The sequence below is a fragment of the Latilactobacillus sp. genome, assembly GCF_033176295.1.
GTDB classification, from domain to species: Bacteria; Bacillota; Bacilli; order Lactobacillales; family Lactobacillaceae; genus Latilactobacillus; species Latilactobacillus sakei.
The window spans coordinates 63,284-84,785 of sequence record NZ_JAMQEX010000005.1 but is presented as its reverse complement, the minus strand read 5'-3'; the positions used below and the strand labels follow the sequence as shown (position 1 = coordinate 84,785).

General features: G+C 42.1%; 22 protein-coding genes and 1 pseudogene. 19 read left to right on the top strand and 4 right to left on the bottom strand.

Annotated features, from left to right (window positions below; translation table 11 throughout):
• The first annotated feature begins 5 nt into the window (after nt 1-5).
• From gyrA to dnaB, 7 genes are all read left to right on the top strand, one after another.
• Nucleotides 6-2,579 (top strand): DNA gyrase subunit A, encoded by a 2,574-nt coding sequence (gyrA, locus tag NDN60_RS04125; protein ID WP_076645812.1) that lies wholly within the window; start codon nt 6-8, stop codon nt 2,577-2,579.
• A gap of 235 nt (nt 2,580-2,814) precedes the next feature.
• Complete coding sequence (gene rpsF, locus NDN60_RS04120; RefSeq protein ID WP_011373725.1) at nt 2,815-3,111, top strand: 30S ribosomal protein S6; 297 nt, start codon at nt 2,815-2,817, stop codon at nt 3,109-3,111.
• A 38-nt stretch (nt 3,112-3,149) separates the two neighbouring features.
• Nucleotides 3,150-3,662, top strand: a complete 513-nt coding sequence (gene ssb / locus NDN60_RS04115) for a single-stranded DNA-binding protein (RefSeq protein WP_011373726.1) — start codon at nt 3,150-3,152, stop codon at nt 3,660-3,662.
• A 30-nt stretch (nt 3,663-3,692) separates the two neighbouring features.
• Nucleotides 3,693-3,932 carry a 30S ribosomal protein S18 gene (gene rpsR / locus NDN60_RS04110; protein ID WP_004265822.1) on the top strand — a complete coding sequence of 80 codons (240 nt, stop codon included), beginning with the start codon at nt 3,693-3,695 and terminating at the stop codon, nt 3,930-3,932.
• 217 nt (nt 3,933-4,149) lie between these two features.
• Nucleotides 4,150-6,183, top strand: coding sequence for a DHH family phosphoesterase (locus NDN60_RS04105; RefSeq protein ID WP_016264315.1), 2,034 nt, complete (start codon nt 4,150-4,152; stop codon nt 6,181-6,183).
• A gap of 20 nt (nt 6,184-6,203) precedes the next feature.
• The gene (gene rplI, locus NDN60_RS04100) at nt 6,204-6,656 is read left to right on the top strand and encodes a 50S ribosomal protein L9 (RefSeq protein WP_011373728.1); all 453 of its coding nucleotides are present in this window, start codon (nt 6,204-6,206) and stop codon (nt 6,654-6,656) included.
• Between the two features lie 130 nt (nt 6,657-6,786).
• Entirely contained in the window at nt 6,787-8,184 is a 1,398-nt protein-coding gene (gene dnaB, locus NDN60_RS04095) for a replicative DNA helicase (protein WP_016264316.1), read from the top strand.
• A gap of 350 nt (nt 8,185-8,534) precedes the next feature.
• On the opposite strand, the gene NDN60_RS04090 is transcribed toward dnaB, so the two are convergent.
• On the bottom strand, nt 8,535-9,875 hold the full coding sequence (locus NDN60_RS04090) for a nucleobase:cation symporter-2 family protein (RefSeq protein WP_011373730.1): 1,341 nt from the start codon (nt 9,873-9,875) through the stop codon (nt 8,535-8,537).
• Nucleotides 9,876-10,243: 368 nt separating this feature from the next.
• Between NDN60_RS04090 and rsmG the strand changes: the two genes are divergently transcribed.
• The 9 genes from rsmG (at nt 10,244) to NDN60_RS04045 (ending at nt 17,460) form a co-directional block, all read left to right on the top strand.
• Nucleotides 10,244-10,984, top strand: a complete 741-nt coding sequence (rsmG, locus tag NDN60_RS04085) for a 16S rRNA (guanine(527)-N(7))-methyltransferase RsmG (protein ID WP_011373731.1) — start codon at nt 10,244-10,246, stop codon at nt 10,982-10,984.
• Entirely contained in the window at nt 10,984-11,883 is a 900-nt protein-coding gene (noc, locus tag NDN60_RS04080) for a nucleoid occlusion protein (RefSeq protein ID WP_076647658.1), read from the top strand. The genes rsmG and noc overlap by 1 nt, the downstream gene beginning before the upstream one ends.
• Before the next feature lie 11 nt (nt 11,884-11,894).
• Nucleotides 11,895-12,662 (top strand): ParA family protein, encoded by a 768-nt coding sequence (locus NDN60_RS04075; RefSeq protein WP_099947567.1) that lies wholly within the window; start codon nt 11,895-11,897, stop codon nt 12,660-12,662.
• Nucleotides 12,652-13,527, top strand: a complete 876-nt coding sequence (locus NDN60_RS04070) for a ParB/RepB/Spo0J family partition protein (protein WP_011373734.1) — start codon at nt 12,652-12,654, stop codon at nt 13,525-13,527. The genes NDN60_RS04075 and NDN60_RS04070 overlap by 11 nt, the downstream gene beginning before the upstream one ends.
• An 18-nt stretch (nt 13,528-13,545) precedes the next feature.
• Nucleotides 13,546-13,794 carry a DUF951 domain-containing protein gene (locus tag NDN60_RS04065; RefSeq protein WP_099947568.1) on the top strand — a complete coding sequence of 83 codons (249 nt, stop codon included), beginning with the start codon at nt 13,546-13,548 and terminating at the stop codon, nt 13,792-13,794.
• 23 nt (nt 13,795-13,817) lie between these two features.
• Complete coding sequence (ychF, locus tag NDN60_RS04060; RefSeq protein WP_011373736.1) at nt 13,818-14,918, top strand: redox-regulated ATPase YchF; 1,101 nt, start codon at nt 13,818-13,820, stop codon at nt 14,916-14,918.
• A 17-nt stretch (nt 14,919-14,935) separates the two neighbouring features.
• Nucleotides 14,936-15,610: a DUF1129 domain-containing protein gene (locus tag NDN60_RS04055; RefSeq protein WP_056946775.1), complete on the top strand. Its 675-nt coding sequence runs from the start codon at nt 14,936-14,938 to the stop codon at nt 15,608-15,610.
• Between the two features lie 36 nt (nt 15,611-15,646).
• Nucleotides 15,647-16,411, top strand: a complete 765-nt coding sequence (locus NDN60_RS04050) for a prolyl oligopeptidase family serine peptidase (RefSeq protein WP_099947569.1) — start codon at nt 15,647-15,649, stop codon at nt 16,409-16,411.
• 380 nt (nt 16,412-16,791) lie between these two features.
• A complete protein-coding gene (locus NDN60_RS04045; RefSeq protein ID WP_056946767.1) occupies nt 16,792-17,460 on the top strand; it encodes an HAD hydrolase-like protein in 669 nt (222 codons plus the stop codon).
• Here NDN60_RS04045 and nrdI read toward each other — a convergent pair.
• A complete protein-coding gene (gene nrdI / locus NDN60_RS04040) occupies nt 17,457-17,924 on the bottom strand; it encodes a class Ib ribonucleoside-diphosphate reductase assembly flavoprotein NrdI (RefSeq protein WP_172952577.1) in 468 nt (155 codons plus the stop codon). The genes NDN60_RS04045 and nrdI overlap by 4 nt on opposite strands.
• Before the next feature lie 107 nt (nt 17,925-18,031).
• Here nrdI and NDN60_RS04035 point away from each other — a divergent pair, with 107 nt between their 5' ends.
• Nucleotides 18,032-18,889, top strand: a complete 858-nt coding sequence (locus tag NDN60_RS04035) for a hypothetical protein (RefSeq protein ID WP_099947570.1) — start codon at nt 18,032-18,034, stop codon at nt 18,887-18,889.
• A gap of 74 nt (nt 18,890-18,963) precedes the next feature.
• Here the strand turns inward: NDN60_RS04035 and NDN60_RS04030 are convergent.
• Together NDN60_RS04030 and NDN60_RS04025 are read right to left on the bottom strand one after the other, a co-directional pair.
• Nucleotides 18,964-19,569 (bottom strand): annotated as a pseudogene (locus tag NDN60_RS04030) (DUF421 domain-containing protein).
• A 12-nt stretch (nt 19,570-19,581) separates the two neighbouring features.
• A complete protein-coding gene (locus NDN60_RS04025) occupies nt 19,582-20,025 on the bottom strand; it encodes a DUF3290 domain-containing protein (protein ID WP_011373742.1) in 444 nt (147 codons plus the stop codon).
• A gap of 116 nt (nt 20,026-20,141) precedes the next feature.
• Between NDN60_RS04025 and NDN60_RS04020 the strand changes: the two genes are divergently transcribed.
• Both NDN60_RS04020 and NDN60_RS04015 read left to right on the top strand, forming a co-directional pair.
• Nucleotides 20,142-20,507, top strand: coding sequence for an iron-sulfur cluster biosynthesis family protein (locus NDN60_RS04020; RefSeq protein ID WP_011373743.1), 366 nt, complete (start codon nt 20,142-20,144; stop codon nt 20,505-20,507).
• Nucleotides 20,508-20,616: 109 nt separating this feature from the next.
• A complete protein-coding gene (locus NDN60_RS04015; RefSeq protein WP_056946758.1) occupies nt 20,617-21,477 on the top strand; it encodes a DegV family protein in 861 nt (286 codons plus the stop codon).
• Nucleotides 21,478-21,502: the final 25 nt, after the last annotated feature.

Genomic DNA, 21,502 nt, shown 5'->3' with positions numbered 1-21,502 from the left:
GATTAATGGCAAACGAAAATGGCCAAGATGGTCGGATTGAAAACGTCAATTTATCTAAAACAATGCGTAAATCATTCCTTGAATACGCAATGAGTGTCATTGTTGCCCGTGCTTTACCAGACGTTCGTGATGGTTTAAAGCCCGTACAACGCCGTATTTTATACGGGATGAGTGAATTAGGGGTTACCCCTGAAAAACCTTATAAGAAGTCCGCCAGAATCGTTGGGGACGTTATGGGGAAGTACCATCCACATGGTGATTCAGCGATTTATGAAGCAATGGTGCGGATGGCACAAGAATTTAGTTATCGTTACATGTTAGTTGATGGTCATGGGAACTTTGGGTCTGTCGATGGTGATGGCGCGGCTGCGATGCGTTATACCGAAGCCCGGATGAGTAAAATGGCTGTTGAAATGTTACGCGATATCAACAAAAATACAATCGATTATGTGCCTAACTACGATGAATCAGAACGCGAACCCGCTGTTTTACCAGCGCGCTTCCCGAACTTGTTAGTCAATGGGGCAACCGGGATTGCGGTCGGGATGACGACCAATATTCCACCGCATAATTTGGCTGAAGTGATCAGTGCCATCCATATTTTGATGGATAATCCTGATGCAACAACCGCCGATTTGATGGATGCTTTACCAGGACCTGACTTCCCAACTGGTGGGTTAGTAATGGGTAAATCTGGCATTCGTCATGCGTATGAATCCGGTAAAGGGACGATTACGTTGCGGGCCAAAGTCGATGTTGAAGTTAAGAAAAACGGTCGCGAACGGATTATCGTGACTGAAATTCCTTACATGGTCAACAAAGCAAAATTGGTCGAAAGAATTGCCGAATTAGCACGGGACAAGCGTCTTGAAGGAATCACCGATTTAAACGATGAATCTGATCGCGACGGGATGCGGATTGTGATTGATGTTCGCCGTGATATGAGTGCTTCAGTGATTTTAAATAATCTCTACAAACTCACACCATTACAAACCTCATTCTCATTCAACATGGTGGCCATCGTTAACGGTGCCCCAAAAGTCTTAAGCTTAAAATCAATTCTTGAACACTACTTAGTGCATCAAGAAGAAGTGATTCGTCGTCGGACTGAATTTGATTTGAAGAAAGCCGAAGCAAGAGCCCATATCTTGGCCGGTTTGCGAATTGCATTGGATCATATCGATGCTATTATTCAAATCATCCGGAGTTCAAAGACTGGCGATACCGCTAAAGTCTTGTTGATGGAACGTTATGACTTATCTGACAAACAAGCCCAAGCTATTTTGGATATGCGACTCGTTCGTTTAACCGGTTTGGAACGTGACAAAGTTGAAAATGAATACAATAATTTGATGGCGTTGATCACTGATTTGAAAGATATCTTAGCCAAACCAGAACGGATTAAGAAAATTATTTATGATGAATTGTTAGAAATTCAAAGTAAATTTGGCGACAAACGTCGGACTGAATTATTGGTCGGCGAAGTCCTCAGTATCGAAGATGAAGACCTAATCGAAGAAGAAGATGTAGTGATTGCCTTGACGCATAACGGCTACATCAAACGCTTGCCAGCGAGTGAATTTAAAGTTCAAAATCGTGGCGGCCGTGGGATTCAAGGGATGGGTGTTCACGATGATGATTTCATCGAACACTTAATCTCAACTTCAACGCATGAAGTGCTCCTCTTCTTTACGAATACTGGGAAAGTTTACCGTGCTAAAGGGTATGAAATTCCAGAATACGGTCGAACAGCCAAGGGGATTCCAATTATTAATCTCTTAGGGATTAATTCGGATGAACGCGTTCAAACTGTGGTCAATATCGGTAAGGAAGTCAAGCCTGAACAAGCCTTGTTCTTCATTACCCGCTTAGGGACGGTTAAACGAACGGCCGTTGGCGAATTTGCCAATATCCGGAGCAACGGTCTGAAAGCATTGACCTTGCATGAAGATGATGAGTTGAGTAACGTCTTAATGACTGATGGTCAACAAAACATCTTTATCGGGACGCATAATGGTTACGCCGTTTCCTTCAGTGAAACAGCCGTTCGTTCAATGGGTCGGACAGCAGCCGGCGTTCGTGGGATTCGTCTACGCGAAGGCGACTACGTTGTTGGTTCTGACTTGTTGATTCCGGGCCAAGAAATCTTAGTGATTTCTGAAAAAGGTTACGGGAAACGAACAGCCGTTAGCGATTACCCAATCAAGGGTCGTGGTGGTAAAGGGATTAAGACTGCCAATATCACTGAAAAGAATGGCCCATTAGCCGGGATTGCAGCAGTAACTGGTGAAGAAGACATTCTCTTGATTACTGATACCGGCGTCTTGATTCGTTTCAAGGTGGCTAACGTGTCACAAACCGGTCGGGCAACACTTGGTGTGCGCTTGATTCGTGTGGATGACGAAGCGAAGGTGGCAACAATGGCCAAAGTCGAAGCTGAACCAGATGAACCTGAAACACAAAATGCAACGACTGAACCAACAGTGCCAACTGAAAATGTAACGGACACTGGCTTAGCACAAGTTGATGATTTATTAGCCCGTGCTGAAGAGAATCAAAACGAACCAAATAACGACTAATTTAAAAAAATAAAAATCGTTTTTGCGTAATTACACTTGTAAGGATTAACAAGCGTGTTAGCAAAAACGATTTTTTTAAGTTTGTATTTACGTGCTATTTATGATAGACTTTTATCTTGTGAGTATCTGTGATTTAGGCACAGGGTCTAAATCGTGAGGCTAATAGTAATATTAGTCAGTTACTCCTTGTTCTTACACAGGTAAGAACCTAAAGTCCATAAGGAGGTGAACAGTCATGGCTCAATCAAAATACGAAGTTACTTATATCATCTCAACAACACTTGATGAAGAAAGTAAAACAGCCCTTGTCAACCGTTTCGACGGCATCTTAAAAGACAACGGTGCTGAAGTGGTTGATTCAAAAGACTGGTCAAAACGTCGTTTAGCTTATGAAATCAACAATCAACACGAAGGCATTTACCATATCGTAAATGTTTTAGCTGATAATGATGAAGCTTTAAACGAATTTGATCGTCTAGCTAAGATTGATGGCGCAATTTTACGTCATATGATCGTTAAACGCGAAGACTAATTTTGAATTGTAATATTGAATAGAGGGGAGCTGACAGAATGATTAATCGAGTTGTACTCGTTGGTCGGCTAACACGCGATGTTGACTTACGTTACACTTCTAGTGGTGCTGCAGTTGGGACTTTCTCAATGGCAGTTAACCGTCAATTCACGAACGCTAACGGCGATCGTGAAGCAGACTTTATTAATTGTGTCATTTGGCGTAAATCAGCGGAAAATTTCGCTAACTTTACTAAAAAGGGCTCATTAGTAGGGGTTGATGGCCGTCTACAAACTAGAAATTATGAAAATCAACAAGGTCAACGTGTCTACGTGACTGAAGTGGTTGTCGATAATTTCTCATTGTTAGAATCACGGACAACAACAGAGCAACGGCAAGGTGATGGCGCAAGTCAGAACTTTAATAGTAATCAAAGCAATGGTAGCCAACAATCTGGATTTACCAGCCCTCAACAAACGGGTAACGCACCAGCCGCAAATAACACTCAAGCCGATCCATTTGCAAATAATGGTCAAGCGATTGATATTTCGGATGATGACTTACCTTTCTAAAATAAACTGTTTTGGAAGGAGGAACTTTCAATGGCTCAACAAAGAAGAGGCGGCAACCGTCGTCGTCGTAAGGTTGATTTCATCGCTGCTAACCACATCGAATATATCGACTACAAAGACACTGATTTATTGAAACGTTTTATCTCAGAACGTGGTAAGATTTTACCTCGTCGGGTATCTGGTACAAGTGCTAAGAACCAACGTCGTTTGACAATTGCAATCAAACGCGCACGGATCATGGGCTTATTACCATTCGTTACAGAAGACTAAAAATTAATTTTAGAGTCATCAACCAAGTTCACTTGGTTGGTGACTTTTTTAGTTTCCAAGAGGCGAACATGGGATTAAATTGCGGGCTGAGAGCGGTTTTTAATTGGTATTTGTGCTAGAATAAAGTATGATTCTTTAAGATTTAGTAAAGAACCAAGTTGTTCAAATCAAGATGTGCTGCCTAAAATACTTGTTTCTTTAGAGTTAAGGAGTTTACATGAAAAATAAAATTAAGCAATTAAAATTACCGCAGTTTTTAGATGATGCGCGCTTGCGGATGGTGGCCCTAGTCTTATTAGGGTTGACCGCCGTCAGCCTGATCTTTGCAGCGATGTTAAATTGGCTCATCGCTTTGATTTTGTTCGTGCTCTTAATTGGGACCTTAATCACCGTCTTGTACGCGATTGAGACGGTCACGGAAAATACTGCCAAGTATGTTTCGGATTTGTCCTACCGGATTAAACGGGGCGAACAAGAGGCCTTAATCAAGATGCCAATCGGAATTTTGCTCTACAATGAAAAAGGCGAAATTCAATGGACCAATCCTTATTTACAACAATACTTGGGGAATAAGGAAGTCCTTGGAAAAACGATTAAAGAAGTCGATCCGGAATTGGCCGAATTAGTCGTCCAAAATGAAGATTCCAACGAAACTAAGCTCGTTCACTGGGGCGATAATCAATTCCAGATTATCATTCAAGAAAGTATCGGGGTGGTTTACCTTCTCGATATCACGCGGTATGCGGCTATTGAAGATCGTTATGAAGACGAACAGGTTGCAATCGGCCAAGTCTTTTTAGATAATTATGACGAAATCACCCAAACAATGGATGATCAAGCTATTTCTAATCTGAATAACTACGTCACTAACGAGCTCTCTCGGTGGGCTAATCAGTTCCAAATGTTCTTAAAACGGGTTGATGATGATCATTTCTTCGTCCTCGCCTACGCCAAGTCGCTCCACGCGGCTGAAAAAGAGAAGTTTAAGATTCTCGATGAGATTCGTGAAGAAACTTCAAAACAAAACTTCCCGTTAACCTTGAGTGTTGGCTTTGCCTATGGGGAATCTGATTTAGCCGTTTTAGCGACGACTTCTCAGAGTAATTTAGATTTAGCTCTTGGCCGTGGTGGTGATCAGGTGGTCGTTAAGGCTAACGATGGTCAAGCCCGGTTCTACGGTGGTAAAACGAACCCGATGGAAAAACGGACTCGAGTGCGTGCGCGCATGATTTCGCAAGCCTTACAGGAAGTTTTCAAGCAGGTCGATTCAATTTTTGTCATGGGGCATATTCGACCTGATATGGATGCGCTCGGTGCGTCCTTTGGGATTCGACGGATTGCTGAAATGAACGGCAAGAAATGTTATGTCGTGGTTGATCAAAATAATATTCATACCGATATTCAACGTTTGTTGGAAGAGGTTAAGGGTTATCCGGAAATTGCAGTCGAAGTCCTTTCCCCTGAAGAAGCAGTGGAAAAGGCAACGGCTAACAGTTTATTAGTAATGGTTGATCATTCCAAACCATCGATTACGATGGCGCCTAAATTGTATGAGAAATTGGCGCAACGGACAATTGTGCTTGATCACCATCGTCGGGGGGAAGAGTTCCCAGAAAACCCAATGTTGGTTTATATCGAACCCTACGCCTCTTCAACGTGTGAGTTAGTGACTGAAATGTTTGAATACCAACCACAAAACGTGGCCAACATTAACAAGTTTGAAGCAACCACGATGTTAGCCGGGATTACGGTTGATACGCAGTCGTTTTCAATGCGGACCGGGACGCGGACGTTTGATGCCGCTAGTTATTTGCGGTCTGTCGGAGCGGACGCATCAATGGTCCAACATCTGTTAAAAGAAAACGTCGATAATTATATTCAAAAGAATCATTTGATTGAAACCATTGAAATGGTTGAGGACAATATGGCATTATGTATGGGGGAAGACAATCGCAGTTATGATCCCGTCATTGCAGCTCAAGCAGCTGATACGCTCTTGTCGTTATCCGGCATTGAAGCGGCCTTCGTTATTGTGAAACGCCCAGACGGCATGATTGCCATCTCGGCACGCAGTTTAGGGGACGTCAATGTTCAAGTGATTATGGAAAAACTGGGTGGCGGTGGTCACTTATCCAATGCGGCAACCCAATTGAAGGATGCGACGGTTTCAGAAGCCAAAGCTAAGTTATTAGCCGTTCTGGCCGAATTATTTGATCCAGAAGAAGCGGAAGAAAACGCAACTAACGATTAATTAAAAAGGTGGTAAACGTAATGAAAGTTATTTTTTTAGAAGACGTACGCGGTAAAGGTAAAAAGGGCCAAGTGAAAGACGTGCCAGATGGTTACGCACAAAACTTCTTAATTAAAAACGGTAAGGCTAAACCAGCCACAACAGCCGCTGTCAGTGCTTTAAAAGGCCAACAACACGCTGAAGCTAAGAATGCCGCTGCCGAATTAGCAGAAGCTAAGGTTTTAAAGACGAAGATTGAAGACGATAAAACAATTGTTGAAGTGAAGTCTAAAGCTGGCGAAGACAGCCGTTTATTCGGTTCAATTCCAAGCAAACAAATCGCACAAGCCTTAGAACAACAATACAAAATCAAAGTTGATAAACGTAAAATTGATTTACCAGAACCAATCAAAGCGCTTGGTTATCGCAATGTTGACGTCCGGATTCACCCAGATGTAACAGCGACAATCCGGGTGCACATCGTCGCAGAATAAATTTTTTAATTATCCAAAAGACCGTGATTGCAATCAAAGTCACGGTCTTTTATTATGGTGACAGGTTGTATCTGGAGAGAAATTTAAGTAAACTAGATGCAATAACGCAAACAAGCCAAAAGGAGATAAAATGGTGAATAATGAACTAATCGAACATACGCCACCGCAGAATAATGAAGCGGAACAGGCGGTTTTAGGCGCTGTTTTCATTAATAGCGACGCATTAGTTGAAGCGATGGAATACGTGACTGCCGATGATTTCTATCGTAAGGCGCACCGCCTAATCTTCGAAACGATGGTTGAACTAAATGAACGGGGCGAAGGCATTGATGCGGTGACGATCAAGAGTGAACTTGATGCCCGCAATCAATTGGAAGATATTGGTGGGATTGGCTATTTGGCTGAATTAGCCGATGCAGTACCAACCGCAGCCAACGTAGTTTATTACGCGAAGATTGTCTCTGAAAAAGCGATGCTTAGACGCTTAATTCAAACGGCACAAAATATTGTCGCCAAGGGTTACGCGCAAGATGAAGACGTGACGGATATTTTGGATACGGCTGAACAAGAGATCATGGCGGTTTCTGAACAGCAAAATAAAGCCGGCTTCAAATCAATTTCAGACGTCCTAACCACGTCGATTGAACATATCGATAAGCTCTATCAAGAAGAAGAAAGTATTACCGGTCTTTCAACGGGCTATCCAGACCTCGATAAGATCACGGCTGGGTTGCATGAAGATGAATTGATTATCTTAGCGGCTCGTCCTGGGGTTGGGAAGACCGCCTTTGTCTTGAATATCGCACAAAATATCGGCAAAATGACCAACGAAAACGTCGCTATTTTTAGTTTGGAAATGGGTGCCGAACAACTGGTTAACCGGATGTTGTGTGCAGAAGGCAGTATTGATGCCAACCATTTAAGAACCGGTCAATTAGAAGAATCAGAATGGCAAAATCTGATTATTGCGATGGGCAGTTTGTCGAAAGCCAATATTTATATCGATGATACACCCGGCGTGAAAATGGCTGAAATTCGGGCTAAATGTCGGCGTTTAGCGAAGGAAAAAGATGGTATTGGCCTAATCGTGGTCGATTACTTGCAATTGATTGAAGGTTCCGGTCAAGAAAACCGGCAACAAGAAGTTTCAGCAATCTCTCGGCAATTGAAAAAGTTAGCGAAGGAATTACGGGTTCCCGTAATTGCCTTATCACAACTTTCTCGTGGCGTGGAACAACGTCAGGATAAACGACCAGTATTATCTGATATTCGTGAATCAGGATCAATCGAACAAGATGCCGATATCGTGGCTTTCTTGTATCGTGATGATTATTATCGTGATGAACCAGGTGAAGACGGCGAGGATGGTGGCAGCCAACCAGCACCAGATCCGGAAAATGCGGATGTCGGTGAGGTCGAAGTAATTATCGAAAAAAACCGGGCCGGCGCACGGGGCACGGTAAAGCTGTTATTCGTTAAAACCTATAATAAGTTCTCGTCAATATCGTATTCGCAAGGTGAATACTAAAAGAGTGCGTTTGAGACGGTTTGACTTTGAGCATTAGCACAGCTCGGTGAATAACTACTGTAGGCAGTTGTTTGACAAGTGACGCTAAGCGCAAAAGTCAGTTTCAAAAAGCACGTTTAAATAAAGAGTGCGTTTCAGGTGTTTATATTGTGAAGGCTTAACCTAGTACCGTGAATAAGCGACGCAGTCGATTGTTTGCGGGACGTAGTTAACCGCAACAATATGCCTGAAAAAGCACGTTTAGATCAAGAGTGCGTCGTAACCCTCAGTATATGGGGTACAGAACACATTTTAGATAGTACGAAAAAAGCGTCAGACAAAAATTAATTTGTCTGACGCTTTTTATATGCTTATTGTTGATGTTTTGCTTCAATTAACGAGCGGTAGTTAACAAGGAGGTTTAAGATCACCGCTGTTAAACTGCCGACAACTAAGCCGTTACCAAGAATGGTTTGGACACTAGCTGGTAAAGCTTGTAGTAAGGTTGGGTGAATGGCAATCCCAAGGCCCATACCGATTGAAAGGGTTGCGACTAAGAGGTTACGGTTGTCTTCAAGATCAACCTTGTGGAGCATTTTAATCCCTTGAATCCCAACAATCCCAAACATGACGACCATTGCGCCCCCTAAAACTGAGGTTGGAATAATCGTGGCAACCGCACCAATCTTAGGTAAGAGACCCAAGAAGATGAGGAAGAAAGCTGAATAGTAAACAGGTTTCTTTGTTTTGATGCCTGATAATTGCACAATCCCAACGTTTTGAGAGAAGGTTGAATAAGGGAAGGTATTGAACAAGCCACCTAAGATTGCGGCTAATCCTTCAGCGCGGAAGCCGCGTTTTAAGTCATTACTTGTGATATTACGACCGACGATTTCGCCAAGTGCGAAGAAAACACCGATTGATTCAATCATCGTGGTTAAGGCTGCCAATGACATAGATGCGATTGACGTCCATTCAAACCGTGGTGTACCGAAGTAGAAGAGTTCTGGTAGTTTAAACCAGCTAGCTTGGCCAACTGGATCAAGTGAAACCAATCCGACAGCAGCGCCGACTAATGTCCCACCGATAATGCCGATTAAAATTGCAATTTGTTGAATGAAGCCGCGGCCCCAAATACTAAAAATTAAAATCAGAACAATCGTTGAAAAACCAGCGATTAAGTTTGGGACGCTCCCAAATGACTTAGCAGTAATATCGCCACCACCAAGATTTTGGAAGGCAACGGGAATTAAAGTGAAGCCGATTAAAGTAATTAATGAACCAGTAACGATTGGTGGGAATAACCAGCGTAAGCGGGCAACCACACCAGAAATTAAGAGGATGAAGACCCCAGCGCCGATAATACTACCGTACATGACGTCAATCCCTAATTGACTGTTAGTCCCGATAGCAGTTAGTGGACCGACGTATTCGACCGCACAGCCCAAGACGACGGGTAAAGCAATCCCGGTTAAAGGTGTTCGTTTCAATTGGAGTAACGTGGCGATCCCACACATGAAAATATCGACAGAGACAAGGTAAGTCATCTGTGCGGCGTTAAAGTGAAGTGCTGCGCCGACTAATAATGGAATCAGGACGTCACCAGAATACATTGCTAGAAGATGTTGCAGGCCTAAAATGGCCGCTTTAATATGAGAAAGCTTTGGAGCTGGTTCAATAGTACGTGCTGAGTCGGACTGGAAATCTGCCACAGGTGTCCCTCCATATCTATAGGTTAAAATTTATTTAATATCCAGTTTAGCACACGCTTTGGGCGACTTCAATTAGAATATGACTAAAAAACGAATATAATAATCGCATAAACTAGCGATAGTTCGCCTTTAAATGATAGGGTAGTCGCCACATTCTGATAAAACTGCTTACTTACTGAATGTTAAAACGAATAACACTGTAAAATGTTCCTAATATTCGGAAAAAATTTGTTCCACATGAAACGGAATCGATTGATGGCCGTCCCTTGTTTTTTAGACTTACTTACGTTAAACTAAATTGTATACGTGAAACAATAAATGTTCCACAGATTCAGCATACAATTAAGCTAGTAATAAGAGGAGAAGCAATGACACCAAAGACATTTGTCGCGACATTGAAAGAACATCAAATTGATGTTTCACAAAAACAATTAGACCAGTTTGAGATTTATTTCGAACGGTTAGTGGCTACCAATCAAAACGTTAATTTAACGGCGATTACAGAAAAAGAAGCCGTTTATTTAAAACACTTTTTTGATTCGGTCGCACCAACCTTATACTTGGAATCATTGAGAACGATGCCCCTCAATATTTGTGATATCGGTGCCGGTGCCGGGTTCCCATCATTACCGATGAAAATCTTGTTCCCTCAATTAAAGGTGACGATTGTTGATTCATTAAATAAACGGATTCACTTCCTAGAAGAATTAGTAGCCGAATTAGGGTTAACTGATGTGACACTCGTGCATGATCGGGCTGAATTATTCAGCCAAGTTAAGCGCCCATATCGCGAACAATTTGATATGGTGACAGCTCGTGCGGTCGCCCCAATGAACGTTTTAGCGGAATTCTGTTTACCCGCTGTTAAAGTGGGTGGGCAGTTCGTTGCTTTAAAGGCGAGTCAAAGTGACACTGAATTAGCGGAAGCCGCTTTTGCAATTGAGACGTTAGGTGGTCAGTTAAAAGAAGATATCGCGTTTAACTTACCCGAAACTAACGATCCCAGACATTTAGTAATTATCGATAAGGTTCAATCAACCCCAGATAAATATCCACGGCGCGCGGGTGTGCCGGTTAAAAAACCATTAATGGCTAAGGAGGAGAAATAATGGCAATTTCATTTTTTGGTAAGAAAAAAGAAGAAACAAGTTCAAGTGTTAATCAGGTGGTAATGGTACCAGTTGCTGCGATCGTACCGAACCGTTTCCAACCACGGAAGGTTTTTAATGCCGATCACATTGGTGAATTGGCAAGCACCATCGAACAACATGGTTTATTACAACCAATTGTTTTAAGAGAATATGAAGATCAAAAGTTTGAAATCATCGCTGGTGAACGGCGTTTTAGAGCCATTCAAACCTTGAAATGGGCTGAATTACCAGCAATCGTCCAAAAGATGGATGATCATGAAACAGCTTCAATGGCCTTGATTGAAAACCTCCAACGGGAAGAATTAACGGCAGTTGAAGAAGCAGATGCTTACCAAAACCTCATGAAGTTAAACGGTTTTACACAAGCTAGCTTGGCTGAAAAAATGGGTAAGAGCCAATCATTTGTCGCTAATAAATTACGACTATTGAAACTCTCACAACCAGTTCAAGAAGCCATCATGAATCATGAAATTTCAGAACGTCATGGCCGGAGTTTGTTGAAATTAGATGAATTCAATCAACAAATGGTCTTACACCAAATCCTAGCGGAACAATTAACGGTTAAGGATACAGAAGCCCTAGTCGCTTCAATTATTAACCCAGAACCAGCCGTTGAAGAAGAAGTGGCGGATGTTGAAGAAGAACCAGCAACCATTGAAGAATCAACAGAAACACCTAAAAAGGCTGGCAAGAAGAAGGCGCCTAAGAAAGAAATGACGACAGCTGACACGAAAGTGGCCGTTAATACCATCAAAAAATCAATCGAATTGATTGAACAAAGTGGGATTCCAGTTTCAGCAGTCGAAGACGATCAAAAAGACGTTTATCGGATCACAATCGAAATTCCTAAGAAATAGGGAGGCACATTATGGCGCATGTTATTTCAATTGCAAACCAAAAAGGTGGGGTTGGTAAAACAACAACGACCATTAATTTAGCGGTTTGTTTAGCAGATGCGGGTAACCGAGTGTTAATCATTGATTCTGATGCACAAGGTAACGCAACGAGCGGTATCGGGATTCAAAAATCACAAGTTGAAAAAGATATTTATGATGTTTTAGTCGATGAAATTCCAATTAAAGAAGCAATTTTGAAAACAAATCATCAGCACGTTGATATTGTGCCGGCAACGATTCAATTAGCCGGTGCAGAAATTGAACTAACGGCCCAAATGGCCCGTGAAATGCGTTTAAAACTTGGTTTAGAAGCCGTTTTAAACGACTACGATTACGTCTTGATTGACTGTCCACCTTCATTAGGACAACTATCAATCAACGCCTTTACAGCTAGCAATTCAATTTTGATTCCAGTCCAAAGTGAATATTATGCGCTAGAAGGCTTGAATCAATTATTAAATACGGTCCGTTTGGTGCAGAAGCATTTTAATCCGAACCTTGCAATTGAAGGGGTCTTATTAACGATGTACGATGCCCGGACAAACCTAGGGGCCCAAGTGATTGAAGAAGTGCGCAAGTACTTTGGCGATCGCGTTTACGATACAATTATTCCACGCAACACACGATTAGCGGAAGCACCCAGTCATGGGGTTTCAATCATTGATTACGATCCTAAATCTCGTGGGGCTGAAGTTTATCAAGAATTAGCCAAGGAGGTGTTAGCAGCTAATGGTCAATAAAAATGGTAAAGGACTCGGTCGAGGACTCGAAGCTGTTTTTTCAGCATTTGAGGGACCAAATAAGAATCGTGCGGATGAACTCGTTGAAGAGCTTGCCCTCGAGGATATTCGTCCTAATCCTTATCAACCACGTAAAACGTTTGATGAAGCGGCACTAGCGGAACTTGCTGCTTCCATTAAAAAATCAGGCGTTTTCCAACCGATTATTGTGCGTAAAAGCATTAATGGTTACGAATTAATCGCTGGCGAACGTCGTTTCCGTGCTTCTAAATTAGCTGGCAAAACTACGATTCCAGCGATTACCCGTCAATTCGATGAAGAAGCGATGATGGAAATTGCAGTCTTAGAAAACCTTCAACGGGAAGATTTAACACCGCTAGAAGAAGCGCAAGCCTACGACACCCTTTTGAAGAAGTTAAACTTAACGCAAGCTGAAGTGTCAGAACGCTTAGGCAAGAGTCGCCCTTACATTGCCAACTACTTACGCCTGTTGGGCTTACCAGCAGACGTTAAGCAATTGTTGCAAGAAGGCCAACTCTCAATGGGACAAGCACGGACGCTTTTATCATTGAAGAAAAAGAGTCAAATTAGCGCCCTCGCCAAGCGGACGATTGCCGAAAGCCTAACGGTGCGTCAATTAGAACAACTCGTCAACCAAATGAATCAAACCAAAGCGGCTAAAGTTGCTAAGACTAAGATTAAATCACCTTACATTCAAGCGAGTGAAAACCAATTAGTCGATAAATTCGATACCAAGGTTAATATTGCGATGAACAGTAAGGGCCGGGGTAAAATCGAAATTGATTACGGCACGGTAGAGGATTTAAACCGAATCTTGGCTTTACTAGATGTCAATATTGATTAGATTAAGGAGACATTTGTAATGTATGCATTAGGCGATCTCGTTCAGATGAAAAAACAACATGCCTGTGGCGCCAATCGTTTCGAAGTGGTCCGCTTAGGAATGGATATTCGAATTAAATGTATGGGCTGCGGACACGCGGTCTTATTACCCCGCCGGGAATTTGAAAAGAAGCAAAAGAAAGTGTTGGTTGCAGCTGCCGATGTTGATACAACAACGGAACCACATTATCAATTGTTGTCAAAAGGTCCCAATCAAACTAATTTTTAACGTAAAGGAAAGTGTAAAAAACTATGTCATTAACTGCAGGAATTGTTGGGTTACCCAACGTCGGAAAATCAACTTTATTTAACGCCATTACTAAGGCCGGAGCCGAAATGGCGAACTACCCATTTGCGACTATCGATCCTAACGTTGGGATGGTTGAAGTGCCTGACAAACGTTTAGACCGGATTCAAGAAATCATTCCCGCTAAGAAGATTGTCCCAACGACTTTTGAATTTACCGATATCGCCGGGATTGTTAAGGGCGCTAGCAAGGGTGAAGGTTTAGGGAATAAATTCTTGGAAAACATTCGCCAAGTGGACGCTATCGTGCATGTTGTTCGTGCTTTTGACGATGATAATATCACGTCTGTAACGGGGACTGTTGATCCGTTAGACGATATCGATACAATTAACCTAGAACTTAGCTTAGCCGACTTAGAAAGCGTCACAAAGCGTTATGCGCGTGTTGAAAAGATTGCCCGCACTAAGGACAAGGAAGCTTTGGCTGAATTCGAAGTTTTAAAGAAAATCAAACCCGTTCTTGAAGAAGGTGGCTCAGTTCGTTCAATCGAATTTAACGAAGACGAAGCTAAGATGGTTAAAGGGTTCTTCCTATTAACCTCAAAACCAGTCTTATACGTTGCCAACATCGCTGAAGATGCAATGGGCGATCCTGATAGCGTTGATTACGTTAAACAAATTCAAGATTTTGCAGCTAAAGAAGGCGCAGAAGTAATTGCGATTTCAGCAAGAACTGAAGAAGAAATTGCCTCATTAGATGACGCTGATAAAGCTGAATTCTTAGAAGCAGAAGGCGTTACTGAATCAGGTTTGGATAAATTAATCCGTGCTTCATACCACCTATTAGGGCTTGCAACCTTCTTTACCGCTGGTGGCAAGGAAACCCGTGCTTGGACTTTCCGTCAAGGCATGAAAGCCCCACAAACTGCCGGTGTGATTCATTCCGATTTCGAACGAGGCTTCATCCGGGCAGAAACAGTCTCATTTGCTGATCTTGACCAATACGGTTCAATGCAAGCTGTTAAAGAAGCTGGTCGTTTACGTCTTGAAGGTAAAGAATACATGGTCGAAGACGGCGACATTATCGAATTCAGATTCAACGTTTAATTTGAGGAGGAGAACAATTGGCTAAGACAGAACCAGCAGTAGAAACAGAGCAAGTGGATGTTGACGCGCTCAGTAAACAATTAAGTAAGAAAAACGCGGACTATTTATTTAAATTCAAGCGTGCTTTAAAAGAAGAAGATGTTTCAGACGAAAAACAAGCTGAAATGCTTGCTGAAATGTTACCCGAAATGCTTGAAGCACAACACAAAGGACAACCCGCAACGCAAATTTACGGGCCAGTCAGCACGAAGATTAATCAATTGTTACATGCGCCAAAAGCACCCGTTAAAACGAGTTTACAATTACAAATGCTGGATAATGCTTTGATTTTCTTGATTATGTATTTAGCTTTCAACGGGATTGCAGCGCAATTTTCAAGCAAGAATTCAAATGCAATGATTGGGATTACCTCAATCGTGATTACAGCTGCGATGGCCGGCGTTATCATGACTTATCCAATGCGCTATACACAAATGCCTAAGGAACAACGCCCACCATTCTGGAAGATGGCGTTAATCGTTGTCGGTTTAACCTTGGCCTTTGTCGCCGCGTATGGTGTGACAATCTTAATTCCAGGTTTCATGAACCCAGTCTTACCAGCATGGATTCAAATCGTGATTGCGGCATTATTAATCGTAGTCCGCATCTATATCAAGCGTCGTTATAAGATTACCGGCACTTTCTTCGGGTAGTATTGCCCGGGAAATTAAAAAGAGGGAGACAGATGAATGATTAGTATCGAAGAACGCCAATTTGGCGCCGTCAGCACGTTAATTGTGACGCCGGGTGGGCAAGAACAAATCTTGTTACCAACGGTATTTGTCTATCACGGTTGGACGCATCGGAAGGAATCTGAATTGATGTTGGCTAACTTTCTCGCTAAAGCAGGTTTTCGGGTTGTTTTACCGGATGCTAAGTATCATGGTAAACGTCACGGTAGCCAAATGTTTTCAGAATTAATGTTTGAATTCTGGCAGATTGTGATGCAATCAGTCGATGAATTTGGCCCATTAGTCGCTGCATTACAAGCGGAAGCCTTAGTTGACCCAGAACGGATTGGTGTTACTGGGACATCAATGGGTGGGATTACAACGGATGCTATTTTAGCTCGTTATCCCAACGTTAAAGTCGGTGTTGATAAGATTGGCTCACCAATGCCGGTTGCTTTTGCCAAATGGCAAACCAGTCAATTACCACAATCGATTCAAGAACGGTACCAAAATCAAATTGAAACGACACTCGCAGATTTAGCAGAATATGATTTGGCATTAAATGCTGAGCGCTTAGCGGGTCGCCCACTCCATTTTTATCACGGGACCGCTGATCCAATGGTGCCCTACCAATTTACTGCTGATTTCATCACGCAGATTACTGAAGATGAAACACCGGCAACAAAACAAGTTACATTGACGACTGAAAATAATGGTCAACATAAAGTATCTGACGAGGCCCAACTGGACACCGTCACATTTATGCAGGCCCATCTGAAATAAAAAATAGCTAGCGATTGGCCGATGTCGGTTTAATCGCTAGCTATTTTTATGCAAACAAAAAGTCGGTCTTGGGGGGACCGACTTTTTGCAGATCCGAAGATCTAAAAAGGAGTAAGGGTTTTACAGATTATTTTGGGGGGATAATCTGTGCGGTGAAGCCACGCTTCACCGGTATTTTACTTTGGAGGAGTAAAATGAAAAAGTTAAGTAGTATGAGTATAGAAAAGTATCGCTTTTCTATACTCATAACTATAATGGGGAAATGTGAAGATTCTGTGAAGCGCACTTTATAGATTTATGAAAAAAAGAATAAGGAAAGTTTAAGGTAAAAATAGTATGCTAAAATAAAGTATATTCAAAGGGATTGAGGATGAGAATCGATGACAAAAGGAACAGTTTTATTTGATTTAGATGGTACGATTGCCGACTCACAAAAGGGCATTATCAATGCCTTAGAGTACATGATTGAAGAATTGGCCTTGCCAACGCAAACGACGGCCCAATTAATTAGTTTTATTGGCCCACCACTTAACGAAACAATCATGAGAGTCTTTGGTTTAGATGAAGCAGCGACGCAACAGGCGATTAAAACATTCCAAGAATATTATGCGCCTAAAGGCTTATATGAAAATGAACTTTATCCAGGCATGCACGAAACATTGGCAGCCTTACAAGCACAAGATTTACAATTGGCGATTGCAACGTCTAAACCTGAACCTTTTGCCAAGAAGATTATCGACCACTTAGAGTTAACGCCTTACTTTAGCGGTGTCTACGGTGCAAGTGTTGATGAAACAACGCGGGTTAAAAAAGCGGATGTTATCACTTATGCGTTGGCAGAACTTGGTTTATTAACGAAGACCGAACCACTCTTGATGGTCGGCGATCGTCAAAATGATATCCTTGGTGCCAAACAAAATGAAATGGCGGCTGTTGGTGTCAGTTATGGTTTCGGGAGTATCGCCGAACTGAAAAAAGCCGGTGCGGTCCAAATTGTGACCCAACCGACTGATTTAATTACGACGTTACCCGCTAATTTGAAGCTCTAAGCGTGTTTTTGCGCATTAGCGACTAATAACATGTAGATTCGGCCAACATCACGTGAGCTACCGCGGAGTTCGTAATCCGCGATGAAGGGGACGTTAAACTGTTCGGCATAGCGTTTAGCAGTTAAGCAATATTGTTCGTTGAAATTACGATTGCCACTGCCAATCACGCCGTAACATAAATCAGCATTATGCCCATAAGCGATATATTCGCCTAAGCTGTTGGTCATCAATTCTTTGACGCCGTTATCGATACCATTGCCGCCATCTAAGTATGTGGGCACAAAAGCGTAAAAGGGTTCTGTTTCATCCTTAAAGGGGGTTGCATCTGAAATCTCAGTTAATGAAATAGTAGGCAAAGCCGGGTTAGTGGTATGTTGTTGTTGCGCATAGTCTTGTAAATCGGAAACAAAAGAACGGGTATTACCAGCTAGTGAAATATATAAAATGGATAGATTAGTGATCATTGAAGTGCCTCCTGTGAACGATACTATATACTCACTGTAGCATTTAATAATTGATATGCCTAGTCTTAAAATTTAAGGATAACTGTGAAATCGAAAGGAAAAATACGATGACAAATATGAGTCGACTTGATCAAACGCCAAAGACGACAAGACCGAATAAGGGTCTCAGCCGTTTTCTGACTTTTTTAATTTTTTGCTGTGCCTTCTTCGGGATTGGCGGCATCATTTTAAATCAAACAGTCTTAAAAGAATCATTCACCCAAGAACAACTTAATCAGCCGAAGACCTTGAAACTCGTGACAAACGAATTCAATACAGTCTTATTAGATGCGGCGCAAAAAAATGGCTTACCGCAATCGGTTCAAGTCCAATTGCTCTCAACTGCAGACGTTAAAACGGATATGACTAAGACCGTTAAGAACATCTATGCGTTCAAAGATCGGCCATTAGATAGTGATCAAATGGTTGAACAAATGGCTGGGAATTTAACAGCGGCGATTCCCAGCAACCCCATTGAACAAGCTTTAGTCAAAACGGCGGTGGCGGCTGTTCAACCACCATTGAAGACTTATTTAAATGATCAAATTCAAACGCCTTATTTGGCACCAATGGTTTCTGAATTGGCCATCATGACAAGTGTCGTTAACATAGGGATGTGGATTGCGATTATCATGGGGATCGTCTTATTAATCGTCCAATATGCAGTCAGTGGGAAGTTCCGCTACCTATTCGGGAGTTTGGGCGCAGCACTTGCTTGGAGTGGCTTATTCCTCCTCTTAGGGACTGAAACGGCCAAATTCAGTGGCTTAATTGAAGAAGTTGCCCAACGTGCTGGTGAATTCAATACTGTCATTATTGACTACGCCACAAGCGTCTTGGATTACGCTTGGCAAATCAGCCTGATCACATTGGTTTGCGGGGTTGTTTTGTGGATTCTAGCGAAGATTTTCCAGAAGGTTCGTTAACCAAAAAAAGGTGTGAGGACGAAAGTGACTTTCGTTCCCGCACCTTTTTTTATTTAATAAGCCGTGATGACAATTTAGTGGTCGAGATAATTGGCCATGTAGATCTGTTGTAGTTCGTACCCTTGTTGGGCGATATCAGCGAGTAACCAGTCTTCATCTTTGTCGATTAAACTTAATGCATCGACGTTGATTTGCCCATCCATAATCAGTGGGTATTTGATTGTTGCGTCGCCTTTTTGGGTAATCGTCAGTTGGCCGTTTTGTTCTAGAATTGCTCGTTGAACGGTCCGAATATCGCTAATCCCGGCAATTCTGAGTTTAAAAGCGAGATCTTAGGCTGACAAGCTGTTTTTGGCAGCTGTTTGGGCATCGATGTGGCCATTAGTGATAATCGTTTGGGGAACGCCGATCACCCAACGTTTAATTCGTTGATTATGTGTGGTTAGGAATTTCATGGTGAAGACAATTAGCGTCCAGATTAAGAGCACGAGGAAAAATTGGATAAACGAGATATCGGCGTTATAAATCATACCGCCGACAATCCCGCCGAGGACGTAATTTTGAAGTTGATCGATCCCACTGGAAGGGGCTAAGTTACCCTTACCAGAGAGGTTAATTTGTAAAACGAGGCAGAAAAAGCCGAGAATAAGTTTAATTGTGATATCTAAATAAGATGGCATGTGGCTGACTCCTTATTGTTGGTAGGTTATTTTAGGGTTGATGACTTGTGCTTTTTTTAGTTGGTAACTGGTAAAATTATTGTCGAAAACCACTTGATAGTAGTGCTGATGAATTTTGACGACCATATTTTGTTGAAGCGAAGTGGCATTAACGGAAACCGATTTGACCGGTACTTTCTGTGCCTGAGCAATGCTCTTCATGAACTGCGTCATTTGTGCTTGTTGTGAGTGCGCAGTATTGAGCTGTTCCACTCTTGTATACTGAATACCACCGAGCAAAACGCCGACTAAGACGAAGATAATCAAGAGGTCCCGATATTTTGAATCGGACCGGTGACGTAGGTATTGGACAAAGAAAATGAGAATTAAACTCCCAACGAGCAGTGAGAGTAATATTTTGAAATAGAACTCGAAATCATTTTGATTGATGAAATAAGAATAACGATAAAAAAGCATCGAAACGCCTCCTGGATAGATAAGTACTATAACTATTGTAGCACACTCACTGTGAGCATATAAATTGTGTAAAATCTAAATGGTGGTAAGCTAAACGTATGAAAGGGATGATTAATATGGTATTAAAAATAACAGCAGCAGCTCAAGAGAAGATTCAAAAACAGATGACGACTGATCAAGCATTATTACTCGACTTAAATGACGGTGTCGGCCCCTTCTCAAAGGTTGGTTTTTGTTCATTAGATACTGATTTTCGTTTATTAATTGTACCAAATGATGCGGATCTAAAGAGCTATACAGAAACGTTTGACTCGGAAATGGGCCCTATTCACTATAAGGCATATACGGCCGACTATTTTGACGGTCACGAGGTCCTCGATTTAGATGAAAAACGCCAAGTATTAACCTTAGTTAATAACAGCGGTGTCGTTGATAATCGGGTGCCAATTATCGTTTTTGATCATGAAAAAATAACAGAATAGGGACTATTTTAAAAAGCAGTGTCCAAAGGCGACACTGCTTTTTGCTTGCTTGTTATTTCAGGATTAAGGTGGGATAATGGCAAGAAATAGTGTTACAAAGGAGTCTTACATGAAAACGGCAATTGTAACAGATAGCGCCGCTTACCTTGATCCTCAGGTTGCGCAAGCCAATCAAATCATCGTTGTACCGATCACGGTGATTTTTGGTCAACAAACTTATTTAGAAAATATTGAAATTTCAACCACTGAATTTTACGAAAAAATGCGCACCACCGATAAATTACCAACTACGTCCCAAATTACAATGGGGCAAATGCAGATGGTTTTTGACCAACTGATCGAAGATGGTTTCGATGAAGTCATTTGTATTCATTTATCGAGTGGGATTACAAGTTTTATCAATAACCTGCAAGCTTATGCTCGCCAAGTCGAAGGTATTAGAGTTTATCCATTTGATTCGAAAGTTACGAGTGCTGGCGAAGCTTTCCTAGCATTAGAAGCAGCGCGGCTAGTGGCCCAAGGCGAAGACGCTGAAACCATCATGCCTAAATTGGCTGCTTTGCGGGAGACAATCGGTGTTTACTTCGTCGTCGATGATTTGAGCCATCTGATGCGGACCGGGCGGATTTCTAACGGGGCCGCCTTTGTCGGCAACTTATTACGGATCAAACCAATTTTAAGTTTCGATACAGCTGGCAAAATTGTTGCGTTGACCAAGGAACGGACGAAAAAACGAGCCTTTCAAAAAGTGTTAACGGATTTTGAAGCAGCCGTGGCCGCTGCTGATTATCCGATTCGCGCGTGCGTGATCGACGGGAATAACCCAGAAGAAAGTGCGCAGTGGGTTGAGACGCTGACGACCAAATTCCCAGGGATGCCAATTGAAACCAGTCATATCGGACCAGTTGTTGGGGTTCACACTGGTGAAAAGGTGATGGGCATTATTTGGAGCCGCGATTATCTAATTTAAAGCGATTAAAAAGGCATCGACAATT

Excerpts from the sequence above, each read along its gene's own strand:
- gyrA (WP_076645812.1), top strand. The coding sequence starts at position 6 with ATGGCAAACGAAAATGGCCAAGATGGTCGGATTGAAAACGTCAATTTA.
- rpsF (WP_011373725.1), top strand. The coding sequence starts at position 2,815 with ATGGCTCAATCAAAATACGAAGTTACTTATATCATCTCAACAACACTT.
- ssb (WP_011373726.1), top strand. The coding sequence starts at position 3,150 with ATGATTAATCGAGTTGTACTCGTTGGTCGGCTAACACGCGATGTTGAC.
- rpsR (WP_004265822.1), top strand. The coding sequence starts at position 3,693 with ATGGCTCAACAAAGAAGAGGCGGCAACCGTCGTCGTCGTAAGGTTGAT.
- NDN60_RS04105 (WP_016264315.1), top strand. The coding sequence starts at position 4,150 with ATGAAAAATAAAATTAAGCAATTAAAATTACCGCAGTTTTTAGATGAT.
- rplI (WP_011373728.1), top strand. The coding sequence starts at position 6,204 with ATGAAAGTTATTTTTTTAGAAGACGTACGCGGTAAAGGTAAAAAGGGC.
- dnaB (WP_016264316.1), top strand. The coding sequence starts at position 6,787 with ATGGTGAATAATGAACTAATCGAACATACGCCACCGCAGAATAATGAA.
- rsmG (WP_011373731.1), top strand. The coding sequence starts at position 10,244 with ATGACACCAAAGACATTTGTCGCGACATTGAAAGAACATCAAATTGAT.
- noc (WP_076647658.1), top strand. The coding sequence starts at position 10,984 with ATGGCAATTTCATTTTTTGGTAAGAAAAAAGAAGAAACAAGTTCAAGT.
- NDN60_RS04075 (WP_099947567.1), top strand. The coding sequence starts at position 11,895 with ATGGCGCATGTTATTTCAATTGCAAACCAAAAAGGTGGGGTTGGTAAA.
- NDN60_RS04070 (WP_011373734.1), top strand. The coding sequence starts at position 12,652 with ATGGTCAATAAAAATGGTAAAGGACTCGGTCGAGGACTCGAAGCTGTT.
- NDN60_RS04065 (WP_099947568.1), top strand. The coding sequence starts at position 13,546 with ATGTATGCATTAGGCGATCTCGTTCAGATGAAAAAACAACATGCCTGT.
- ychF (WP_011373736.1), top strand. The coding sequence starts at position 13,818 with ATGTCATTAACTGCAGGAATTGTTGGGTTACCCAACGTCGGAAAATCA.
- NDN60_RS04050 (WP_099947569.1), top strand. The coding sequence starts at position 15,647 with ATGATTAGTATCGAAGAACGCCAATTTGGCGCCGTCAGCACGTTAATT.
- NDN60_RS04045 (WP_056946767.1), top strand. The coding sequence starts at position 16,792 with ATGACAAAAGGAACAGTTTTATTTGATTTAGATGGTACGATTGCCGAC.
- nrdI (WP_172952577.1), bottom strand. The coding sequence starts at position 17,924 with ATGATCACTAATCTATCCATTTTATATATTTCACTAGCTGGTAATACC.
- NDN60_RS04035 (WP_099947570.1), top strand. The coding sequence starts at position 18,032 with ATGACAAATATGAGTCGACTTGATCAAACGCCAAAGACGACAAGACCG.
- NDN60_RS04025 (WP_011373742.1), bottom strand. The coding sequence starts at position 20,025 with ATGCTTTTTTATCGTTATTCTTATTTCATCAATCAAAATGATTTCGAG.
- NDN60_RS04020 (WP_011373743.1), top strand. The coding sequence starts at position 20,142 with ATGGTATTAAAAATAACAGCAGCAGCTCAAGAGAAGATTCAAAAACAG.
- NDN60_RS04015 (WP_056946758.1), top strand. The coding sequence starts at position 20,617 with ATGAAAACGGCAATTGTAACAGATAGCGCCGCTTACCTTGATCCTCAG.